The following is an 11061-nucleotide window of genomic DNA, read 5'->3' on the forward strand; positions in this document are numbered from 1 at the left end:
CTGTTTTATCAGGCTAGCCTGCGGTCAAAAATCACTGGAAATCTCAAATGATAAGGAATTCAAATGAAAAAGTGTCAATCCAGATCATTTTATAATCAGTCTAATGTGATTTTTGAAATACGCCTGAAAAAACAGGCACATCCCCAGATTCCCAAATAACAGGCTGAGTGTCATACGTAATCAGAATTTTTTGTGCCATTCTGTCTGCGGCTTTGAGCGCATAGTTGAGCTATGTAACATAAGCCGCAGGCTGGATGGCGCGAAAAAGGACAAGCAAGATACGTCAGAGCAGTGTTGACGGGACACTAGTTAGTGCCTGTCCAGGTAATTGGTCTCAGGGGTAGCAACTCTGTGATTTTATTACCTCTCCAGGATGGATTTTAAGATAAACAGATGGTTGATCCCTGCCATGAGGTGACCTGCAATGTTTTCCTGCAAAAGTTGTTTTTTAAATGAAATTCTATGAACCCCAGCGGTGAAGTCCAGATACATGTGGTCTGCTTTCTTGATGGCCGACCGGGACATGAAAAGCAGAGCAGGGGAATACTTCGAGCCCTTCGGGAAAAAGCAAATGTACAGGTTACTGAGATTCCTGTACCCCGATTGTCGGTTCCCGGGACAATTCCAGCCCTGTACAGGATATTTTTTTCAGGAACCGGTTTTATCGGCGATACCATTTTAAAGCCGGCTCTGGTCATGGGAACAGGAAGTGGAACGCACCCGCACGTACTTCTCTTTAAAAGGCGATATAAGGTGCCGGCAATTACCTGTATGGCTCCAGATCTGATCTACAGAAAATGTTTTGATCTCTGTTTTGTTCCGGCCCATGACGGACTGAAGGACGGAGGAAATATTGTGACAACCCTTGGACCACCCAACTGTTCTGTAGACAGGGGGAAACACAATTCCAGACACGGTCTGATTCTGCTTGGTGGTATTGATGAAAAGAGCCACAAGTGGGATTGTACTGAAATTATAACCTGTCTGGAAAAGATTCTTGAAAAAGAAAATTCGATGAAGTGGGTTATTTCATCATCGCCAAGAACACCTGTTGATACGGTGAAAATGGTTGAAAATCTCGCAGCCGTTCATTCATGCCTTTCATTTTTCAGGTTTGAAGATACACCACAGGGTTGGATAGAACGGCAATATGATCTGGCTTCGATTGCCTGGGTTACTGCAGATTCGGTATCCATGATTCACGAAGCACTCACCGCCGGATGTAAAGTTGGTGTTCTTCCGGTACAGTGGAAAAAAAAGAACAACAAATTTAAAAAGAGTATAGCATTTCTCGAAGATAAAGGTTTTGTTCTTTCATTTGAGGGCTGGGCCGGCAAAAAAGAGGAATGGTCTGTTCACGAAAAATTCAACGAAGCACAAAGATGTGCTGATATAATTTTACAGAGATGGTGGCCAAGAAACTTACGATAGTACAATTGTTACCGGAACTGGACGAAGGTGGTGTGGAGGGAGAGACCATTGATCTCGCTGTATACCTGGCCAAGAACGGTTACAGATCAATTGTTATTTCAGATGGTGGACGGCTTGTCCCCCTGTTGAAGGAAAGTGGTGGCATTCATGTGCACTGGCCCTATATCGGTGAAAAATCCATACGTTGTCTCCAATATGTTCTAAAACTGAGAAAATTTCTCCTTGAAGAAAATGTTGATATTCTTCACCTGCGTTCGCGGTTGCCTGCCTGGGTAGGATATCTGGCATGGAAACTCCTTCCAGAAAAACAGCGCCCCTGTCTGATCACCACGTTTCACGGTTTTTATTCTGTTAATTCCTACTCCTGTATTATGACAAAAGGAGAGCGGGTTGTTGCGGTTTCGGAAACAATTAAAAAGCATATTCTGGAAAATTACCCGGTAGATGAAAAGCGAATAAACCTGATACATGGAGGCTTTGATGTCCAGGAATTTTCACCCGATCATGTTACCCGGGAAAGAGTTGATGATCTTCGGCAGAGATGGGGCCTTTCAGATAAAAACAAGGCTGTGGTGGTACTGCCGGGCAGGTTGACACAATGGAAGGGGCAGGAGGTTTTTATCGATTCTCTCGCTCATATAAAAGATCATGATTTTTATGCTCTGTGCATTGGTGATACAAATGAAAATTCATCGTTTACCAAAAAGCTTCGGGATAAAATCCAGGCCCATGGCCTGGAGGAACAGGTAAAACTCGTTGGTCACTGTTCAGATATGCCAGCAGCTCTGTTGCTGGCCGATGTCGTTGTTTCTGCAAGCTCAACACAACCTGAAGCTTTCGGTAAAGTGGCGATTGAGGCCATGGCCATGGGAAAACCGGTAATAGCTACGGCCCATGGTGGAAGTCTTGAAACAGTTCTTCCGGGTAAAACGGGCTGGCTTGTTCCACCTTTGGATTCAAGGAAAATGGCTGTTGCCATTAAAGAAGCTATTTCAGATCCCGGCAGGGCCGGACAGCTGGGACAGAATGGTCTGCAGTGGGTAAACAACCATTTCACTGCGGACAGTATGTGCGAAAAAACCGTAAATCTCTATCGTCACCTCTACCAAGATAAGATTACGGAAGAAAATTTATCCCGATTAACAGTCATGCAGTTACTGCCGGAACTGGATAGCGGTGGAGTTGAGCGGGGAACTCTGGAGATGGGCCGCTATCTTGTCCAGAAGGGACATCGCTCGATTGTGCTTTCTGCCGGGGGCAGGCTGGTTGAAGAACTTGAGAAAGACGGGAGTGAACATATTACAAAAAAAATTGGTTCAAAAACACCTTCAGCTCTTTTGCATATCCTTCCATTACGAAGATTGTTGATGGAAAAAAAAGTGGATGTGCTTCATCTCCGGTCTAGAATGCCTGCCTGGATCGGCTACCTGGCATGGAAAAGCATTCCCAAAGGTAAACGGCCGGTCCTGGTAACTACCTTTCACGGGTTTTATTCGGTCAATGCTTATAGTGCCATCATGACTAAAGGTGAGGGGGTTATTGCCATTTCAAGGAGCATCAAAGACCATATTTACAACAATTATGGCAGAAAAAAGAGGGTTCGTCTTATTTTCAGGGGGGTGGATTCCAAGTACTTTGATCCTCGCAGGGTCTCCGGTTCAAGGGTGGCGGTACTCGAGGAAAAATGGCGGTTGGATCGAAACAAAAAGATATTAATGCTGCCTGGAAGGCTGACAAGGCTCAAGGGGCAGGAAGTGTTTCTCAACAGTCTGCGGTATGTGAAAAACATGGATTATCAGGCCGTCCTTGTGGGAGATACACTAGGTAATCCCGGATACACGGAGGAACTCAACAAACTGCTGTCTGAAAATAATCTGCAGCAAAAAGCATCCCTGGTCGGTCACTGCAGCGATATGCCGGCGGCTTTCATGCTGGCCGACATTGTTCTTTCAACATCCTCTCTTGAGCCTGAAGCGTTCGGCAGAACGACTGTTGAAGCCATGGCCATGGGGAAACCGGTAATTGCCACGGCCCATGGCGGCAGTCTGGAGACAGTGGTACATGGTGAAAATGGCTGGCTGGTCAAGCCCTCGGATGCAAAAGACCTTGGTAGGGCCATTGATAAAGCTCTGGCAATGGACAGGGAAGCACTGAACATGATGGGTGAGAAGGGGAAAAAACGGGTTACAAAGCGGTTTACCGCCCAGGCGATGTGCGAGGAGACAGAAGCCTTTTACTATGAACTGATGGTTGCTACCGGCAACAGGACGGGTATTAAATCTGAATCCATGACGGTTGGTTGAGAGAGTTCACCACAGGCAATTCTGTAATCAACGCGTCCGGATAATCAGGCTGTTTCTTCACTGAACGACCATATGAATTCAGAGAAAAAGGCAGCAGGGTGAATAAACAGTCGGTAGAACTATTCTTTCAGAAAATGGTTGTTGAGGAATTCACACTCCTGGGGAGAAAGGTCGTATTTGAGTTCAACTTCATGGAGGATTTCCCGGCGTTTTTTATCGGGAAATTCTTGAACTTTTTCAGAAAATTCTTTGATTGCCGTTTTTATTTTGTCACCCGGGGGATGAATCGAATAGTTGCTCATATGGTCACCTTTCAATGAATTCGTAACGGGCCCTTTGTAAATTTCCTTTTCGACCGATTTCTGGACTACTGGAAAATCAAAAATGCTCACATATGACTATTATGCTGCGCTTTTTTCGTTTTTCTGTTCCTTGGTCTCGAACGAAAATTCTAATTGTTCAAGGTTCCCAATCGTTTTGTAATTATGGAATATGTTGCAAAATCATGCCTCCAAGAGGGGGCAGTTCTATTTCTGCCTGGTATTCACCCTGGTTTTTTGTTTCCCTTGATTGAAAATTTTCGCTTTTGAGGAAACCAGATCCTCCAAATTTTTCGCCATCTGTGCAGAAAACTACCCTGTAGTTACCTGGGCAGGGGGTTCTGATATTGTAATGACAAAAAGTCTGGGGAGTATAGTTGAAAACACAGATGATATGTTCCTTCCTGTTATTTCCGAATCTTCCATAAACAAGTATTGAATTATCCGTATCATCTTGGTTGAGCCACTGGAAGCCCTCACCAGTGTAGTCTCTTTCCCAGAGAGCAGGAGTCGTTTTGTAAATGTGATTCAGTGCTGTTATGAAATGCTGTAACTGACCATGAAGGATATTTTCCTGGATCAGGTGCCAGTCAAGGCTCTGTTTACAGTTCCATTCAGTTCGCTGGCCGAATTCCCCCCCCATAAAGAGCAGTTTTTTGCCTGGATGCATCCATTGGGTAAAGAAAAGCAGACGCAGATTTGCAAATTGCTGCCATTCATCTCCCGGCATTTTTTCAAGGAGAGAGCGCTTGCCATGGACAACTTCGTCATGGGAGAGCGGGAGAATAAAATTCTCTGAATAGGCGTACATCATTGAAAAGGTAAGTTCATTATGATGGAATTTTCTGTAGAGCGGGTCTTTTGAGAAATAGGATAAGGTGTCGTTCATCCACCCCATATTCCATTTGAATCCAAAGCCGAGTCCCCCCTTGTCTGCGGGCCTTGAGACACCGGGAAAGCTGGTGGATTCCTCTGCTATCAGAAGCAAATCGGGATAGAATTCATAGAGGATGGAATTCAGGTGTCGTATAAATTCTATTGCTTCGAGGTTTTCCCGTCCGCCGTATTGATTGGGGATCCACTCTCCATCCTTTCTAGAGTAGTCAAGGTAGAGCATTGAAGCAACGGCATCAACCCGCAAGCCGTCAATATGGTAGACATCGAGCCAGAACAGTGCGTTTGCAATGAGATAATTGCTGACTTCGTTGCGGCCATAATTGTAAATAAATGTACCCCAGTCTGGATGACTTCCCTTTCTTTCATCTTCATGCTCATACAGCGGGGTGCCGTCGAATCTTCCCAGGCTGTGGGGATCCTTGGGGAAATGGGCAGGAACCCAGTCCAGAATGACGCCAATATTGTTTTGATGACACGAATCCACAAAAAACATGAATTCTTCGGGGGTTCCGTATCGTGATGTTATACTGAACGGCCCGGTTACCTGATAGCCCCATGATTCATCAAGGGGATGTTCCATGACCGGCATAAGCTCAACATGGGTGAAACCAAGTTTAATCATATAGGGGATCAATTCGGTTGCCAGCTCTCTGAAAGTGAGAAAACGTTCAGGATTATCTGGATCCCGTCTCCATGAGCCTGGGTGCAGTTCGTAGATGGAGATGGGGGAAGTATAGGGAGAAGATGTTTTTTGCCGCTGCTGCCAGTTCTGATCATTCCATTGATAGGAATCAAGCTTCTTTGTGATGGATGCATTTGATGGTCGAAGTTCACCGTAAAATTGAAAGGGATCGGATTTTTCCAGAACTGCACCTGAACCTGTTCTGATATGGTATCTGTATCGTTCATTTTCCTGGAGATTGGGGATGAACAGCTCCCAGATTCCGGAGATACCAAGGGATCTCATTTGATGGACACGACCGTCCCAGCCGTTGAAATCTCCAATGACGGAAACGGCAATACTGTTCGGTGCCCAGACTCTGAAAAGGCAGCCGGAAACATGTTCAACAGTACGGGGGTGGCATCCAAAATGTTGGTAGAGTTTATAATTTCTGCCGGCATTAAAAAGATAGCGATCCATTTCTCCCAGCAGAACGGGGAACCTGTAAGGATCATTTATTCGCCGTGAGATACCACTTTTGTATTGAATCTCATATTGGTAATTGAACGGTGAGAGGTCCGGATCGGAAAGCTGTTTTTTAACAAGAACCAGTTCAAAAATACCCTCGGAATCAGTTTTTTCCATTGAAAACACATCATTCTGGAGCAGAAAGTTTACTCTGGAGGCGTGAGGCTGGAATGTTCTGATGGTCACATGATCCACGGTCGGTTGGGAAAAATGGACGCCAAGATAGGAAAAAGGGTCATGGTGGCAGCATTCAAGAATTTTCTTTAAATCAGCGGACATATGATTATCTTTATTCCATGTGGAATTGTCGGGACCGGAAAGACACGTTTGTCCAGGTGAGATACAGACATGGACACATGAGCTTTTGCCGGAGCAGTGGGAATGAGATCCTTGACGATTATACTTGCAGTCTGCTAAACTATAAAGTGAAAAGAATTATAAAGCAAATATCTGAATAACATGTTGGATTTAAAATGAAAAAAAGTTCAATCCAGGGTGATTCTCTTACGGGGAGTTTTCTTATATCCACGCCGCAGATGCCGGATCCCCGCTTTGAAGAACATGTGATATATATTTGTGCCCATAACAGTGAAGGCGCAATGGGAGTTGCTGTAAATCAACCACATCCGCTGTTTACTCTTCCGGAGATTCTGCAGGGGGCCGGGATGGATATTCCCGATAGAAAATTGCCACCCGTATACATTGGGGGACCGGTTGAGATGGAATCGGCTTTTATTCTTTATTCATCAAATTACGAAACCGAGCATAAACTTGAAATCAGCGATACGGTTTCCTTGACCCGGGAGACCAGGGTCCTCGAAGATATATCCCGCGGTCGGGGACCTGACAATTACCTCTTTATTCTTGGATATACCGGATGGGGGCCCGGTCAGTTGGAGAATGAGCTTGTCGCCAACGGCTGGCTGAATGTTCCGGGCGATGATTCCATAATTTTTTCTCTTGAAGATAACATGAAGTGGAAAGCGGCGGCCATGCAGTTTGGTATTGATATCACAACCTTTGACGATGTCATAGGCTATGCCTGACGATTGAACCGGCGTTGGGGTTTGTTCCTGTTTTTTGCCCCTGCGAGGATTTACGGTCGCTGGGGCAAAGGCTCTATGACCAGATCCTGCAAATTGGCAGATTTATGAGTCCATGCCTGCTGCCGTATATGTGAGGTTCAATGGTGCTGACGTACAGAGATCTGAACTCGGGAACGAACGCCATAAATAGAGGTGTGCATTTTTTCAAACAGACTTGAATGTGAAATATATGATTGTGCTCCAGATTCTTACCGGGAAAAACATTACGAAATCAGATCGAATTCAGGAAGGAGAATGTTGTGGCTGACGTATCGGATATTTTTGTCTGCACCAGGTGCGGATTTTGTTGTCACGGAGAAACAACGGTCTCCCTCGATGTTGAAGACAGGAAAAGAATGGTAGCTTTTCTCTTAACGGAAGAAGAAGAGGTGAAAAGAAAATTCTGGCGTGTTACGGAAAACTGTGTCCAGATGAAGACAGTTGACGGACATTGTATTTTTTATGATGAAGGTTGTACTGTCCATGAAGGACGTCCATGGCGATGCGGGCAGTGGCCCCTGCACCCTTCAATCCTTGATGATGAAGCCAACTTCATGACAATTTCAGAATCCTGTCCGGGGATTAAAAAAGAAAAGGGATATGACGAATTCTGTGAGATTTTCAGGGAGTTGATCAAAAATGGACTAGTGTCACGTCAACGATGAAATGACGTAATATTGCGCTGTAATTTTTTGTGCCATTCTGTCTGTGGCTTTGAGCGCATAGTAGAGCTATGTAACATAAGCCACAGGCGGGATGGCGCGAAAAAGGAGAAGCAAGATACGTCAGAGCAGTGTTGACGGGACACTAGTACAGTGCTGATTTATTCACTGTACGGATGAGAGTATATGAATCATAAACTGATTTTTCTTGGGAAGACCGGAGAGATCTTTCTTGAACAGGGCATTGAAAAATATCACCAGCGGTTGCGGCACTATACCTCTTTATCCATTGAAATTCTAAAAGAAAAAAAGGGGCGGAAATCTGGAGGGAATCGGAAAATAAATGAGGGAAAGATTCTCCTTCAGGCTGTGTCCGCCGGAGCTTATAAAATTGTTCTCGATTCCCGGGGTACCCAGTTCACCTCCACTGGCTTTGCCAAAAAGATAATGGATCTGGAAATGCGTGGGGTGAAACAGGTCGCCTATCTTATTGGTGGACCTGACGGGCTCTCGGATAATATCATTGATGCGGCTGATCTGGTTCTATCCTTTTCAAAAATGACGTTTCCCCATGATATGATCAGACTCTTTCTTATGGAACAGTTGTATAGAGCATATACGATAAAAGCCGGGGAAAGATACCATAAATGATATCTTTTATGCTAAATTCTGCATTTTGAAAAAAGTTATAACCTGATGAGCAGGCTACAGTTCAGGACGACATCAGGTAAATATCGTATCTGCTGTTTTTTGTTTTAATCATGAATGACGGGCTACGCTGTGCCAGATGTTCGGCACCTTTTGGTCTTTTTACAGAAACTCTTTTTTTTGCTTTTGTGCGTGCAGTCTCCAGCAGAGAACTGCTGTCCTCATCGTTGCCAACCAGATCGCGTATTATCCGCATGGATTGCCTGTTCAGTGCTGTGCCGGTGCGGTGTGGATACATCGGATCAAGATAAATTGTGTCATAGACGGCTGTTGTTTTCTGCAGGTACGAGACTGTATCTTCATGAAATAGGTGCATCCGTTTCCGAATAATATGTTCTGTTTTGGGATGTTGTGCGGCACGATTCAGGCCGTCTTCAAGAAGTGCGTGAAGAACAGGTGATCTTTCAAGCATATGTACGGTACAGCCCAGGCAGGCGAGAACAAAGCTGTCACTTCCAAGACCTGCCGTTGCGTCAAGAACGAAAGGGCGTACACCTGGCCTGATTCCTGCGGCCCTTGCCAGAGACTGCTTGATTGTCAGATTTTTCCTATGCCGGTATCCGTTTTTCCCTCCGATAAAATCGATATGGAGTAGAGTCTGGACTTTTCCTGACTTTTTACGGGAAAGAAGTTGTAAACCTATTTCAGTGTATGCTAAAACAATGCCCTGGTGTGGTAGGCTGGCAGAGGGAAGGAAAGGAATACCAAGATTAAGGGACAGATCCTTTGCTTTTTGTAGAATTGTTGGAGAATTTATTGTAGATGAAACATATATTGGGAAAAAATTATTCACAATGGTTCTGCTTGTTGAAGATTGATACATTTTGTTTTCTGATTATCCATGAAATTCAGCTGGTTTGGGGATGTGGCTGTTTTATCAGGCTAGCCTACGGTCAAAAATCACTGGCAATCTCAACTGATAAGGAATTCAAATGAAAAATGTCAGTCCAGATCATTTTTAACCAGAACAATGTGATTTTTGAAATACGCCTGATAAAACAGCCATATCCCCAGGTTCACAAGTATCAGGCTGAGTTTTGTACGTAATCAGGTTTAGTTTTAAGTTAACAACAATGATAAAAGCATGACCGGATTCTATGGTTCGGCCATTTATGCTCAGTGGGTGCAAAAAGCCAATGAAAATCCAGACTGCGGCAAGATAACCCTCAGCCGGGAATTTTCAGATAAACAATTTATGTAACTGTTCACAGGGCTGATAATTCTATATTGTTATCTGCTCTGAACTGTAATTGCTCACAGGAACCGCAAATTTTCACAATTTTTTCATATTAGTCTGTCTGTATTGTTGAAAGAGATCGTGAAAAGCTGGGGTGCCTGAGAGTAATCACCTTTTTATTGATACTTTACCATGGTACAGACAAAACCTGAAGTTATAGCTATAATTCCTGCGAGATACAGATCCAACAGATTTAAGGGAAAACCGCTTGCCCTTATAGCCGGCAAACCTATGATTCAGCATGTGGTTGAACGGGCAAAGGCTGTATCGTTGTTGAGCAGAGTTGTTGTGGCAACGGATGATACAAGGATAGCCGACTGTGTTGCAGGGTTTGGAGGAGATGTAGTCATGACCCGTAATGATCATGTCTCCGGTTCGGACAGGCTCGCTGAAGCGGCTGAACTGCTGGAAATATCAGAGCACGATGTTGTGGTGAACATCCAGGGAGATCAACCTCTTTTTGCACCAGAAGTTATAGAACAGGTGGCAGGACCATTGCTCGAGGACCCGGCTCTGCCCATGTCAACATTGATTTATAAAATTATAAGACCAGAAGAAATTGAAGACCCAAATCATGTCAAGACAGTCTTTGACAGGGATAATCATGCGCTCTATTTTTCCAGGTCTCCCATTCCTTTTCAGAGAAATCCTGACAAGGAAGGAAAACCGACATATTATAAACATCTCGGGTTTTATGCTTATCGTAAGGGATTCCTGTTGTCCTTTGTGGCGTTGCCGGAAGGGGAATGGGAGCGTCATGAAAAACTGGAGCAGTTACGGGCTCTGGAATATGGGTACAGGATAAAAGTCACCATAACTGAGCACGATTCCATAGAAGTTGATACACCTGAAGATCTGGCGAGGGTGGAGCAACGTTTGCGGGAAGAAAACAGATGATTGTGTGATTTACAGCTGAATACGTGAGCGTTCAATGGTGGTGCAACCTGTTTCTTTTGCACGCTTTGATTATAGTGAGTTCTATCTTTCCTGATCACCCATGAAACTCAGTCTGATAAAACGGCCACATCCTCATGTTCACAGGTTGCAGGCTGAGTTTTGTACGTATTAAAATAAAAATAAAGGTAATTACTCACAGGTACCCCAGCTTTTCACGGTCTCTTTTGTCCGCATAGGTAGGTAAAAGCGAAGAAGAGCCTGCAAAAATCTGCGCCACCTGTGAGCAATTACAGTTCAGAGGTAATAAAATCATATAATTGTTACCCCGGTGA

General features: G+C 44.5%; 9 protein-coding genes. 6 read left to right on the forward strand and 3 right to left on the reverse strand.

What is annotated here, in order from left to right; genetic code table 11:
• The first annotated feature begins 462 nt into the window (after positions 1-462).
• Both ACXLDX_RS06845 and ACXLDX_RS06850 read left to right on the forward strand, forming a co-directional pair.
• Positions 463-1431, forward strand: coding sequence for a mitochondrial fission ELM1 family protein (locus ACXLDX_RS06845; RefSeq protein ID WP_457576446.1), 969 nt, complete (start codon positions 463-465; stop codon positions 1429-1431).
• On the forward strand, positions 1407-3734 hold the full coding sequence (locus tag ACXLDX_RS06850) for a glycosyltransferase family 4 protein (RefSeq protein ID WP_457576447.1): 2328 nt from the start codon (positions 1407-1409) through the stop codon (positions 3732-3734). Before ACXLDX_RS06845 ends, ACXLDX_RS06850 begins: the two co-directional genes overlap by 25 nt.
• 119 nt (positions 3735-3853) lie before the next feature.
• Here ACXLDX_RS06850 and ACXLDX_RS06855 read toward each other — a convergent pair whose 3' ends face one another.
• Both ACXLDX_RS06855 and glgB read right to left on the reverse strand, forming a co-directional pair.
• Positions 3854-4036, reverse strand: a complete 183-nt coding sequence (locus ACXLDX_RS06855) for a hypothetical protein (RefSeq protein WP_457576448.1) — start codon at positions 4034-4036, stop codon at positions 3854-3856.
• Positions 4037-4217: 181 nt separating this feature from the next.
• Positions 4218-6419 (reverse strand): 1,4-alpha-glucan branching protein GlgB, encoded by a 2202-nt coding sequence (glgB, locus tag ACXLDX_RS06860; protein WP_457576449.1) that lies wholly within the window; start codon positions 6417-6419, stop codon positions 4218-4220.
• Between the two features lie 194 nt (positions 6420-6613).
• Between glgB and ACXLDX_RS06865 the strand changes: the two genes are divergently transcribed.
• The 3 genes from ACXLDX_RS06865 (at position 6614) to ACXLDX_RS06875 (ending at position 8538) form a co-directional block, all read left to right on the forward strand.
• Positions 6614-7186 carry a YqgE/AlgH family protein gene (locus ACXLDX_RS06865; RefSeq protein WP_457576450.1) on the forward strand — a complete coding sequence of 191 codons (573 nt, stop codon included), beginning with the start codon at positions 6614-6616 and terminating at the stop codon, positions 7184-7186.
• A 299-nt stretch (positions 7187-7485) separates the two neighbouring features.
• Positions 7486-7890, forward strand: coding sequence for a YkgJ family cysteine cluster protein (locus ACXLDX_RS06870; RefSeq protein ID WP_457576451.1), 405 nt, complete (start codon positions 7486-7488; stop codon positions 7888-7890).
• 183 nt (positions 7891-8073) lie between these two features.
• Positions 8074-8538 carry a 23S rRNA (pseudouridine(1915)-N(3))-methyltransferase RlmH gene (locus ACXLDX_RS06875; RefSeq protein WP_457576452.1) on the forward strand — a complete coding sequence of 155 codons (465 nt, stop codon included), beginning with the start codon at positions 8074-8076 and terminating at the stop codon, positions 8536-8538.
• Positions 8539-8599: 61 nt separating this feature from the next.
• On the opposite strand, the gene ACXLDX_RS06880 is transcribed toward ACXLDX_RS06875, so the two are convergent.
• Complete coding sequence (locus ACXLDX_RS06880; protein ID WP_457576453.1) at positions 8600-9388, reverse strand: class I SAM-dependent methyltransferase; 789 nt, start codon at positions 9386-9388, stop codon at positions 8600-8602.
• Between the two features lie 576 nt (positions 9389-9964).
• Here ACXLDX_RS06880 and kdsB point away from each other — a divergent pair.
• The gene (gene kdsB / locus ACXLDX_RS06885; RefSeq protein WP_457576454.1) at positions 9965-10729 is read left to right on the forward strand and encodes a 3-deoxy-manno-octulosonate cytidylyltransferase; all 765 of its coding nucleotides are present in this window, start codon (positions 9965-9967) and stop codon (positions 10727-10729) included.
• The last annotated feature ends 332 nt before the right edge of the window (positions 10730-11061 follow it).

The organism is Desulfomarina sp. (genome assembly GCF_054039375.1).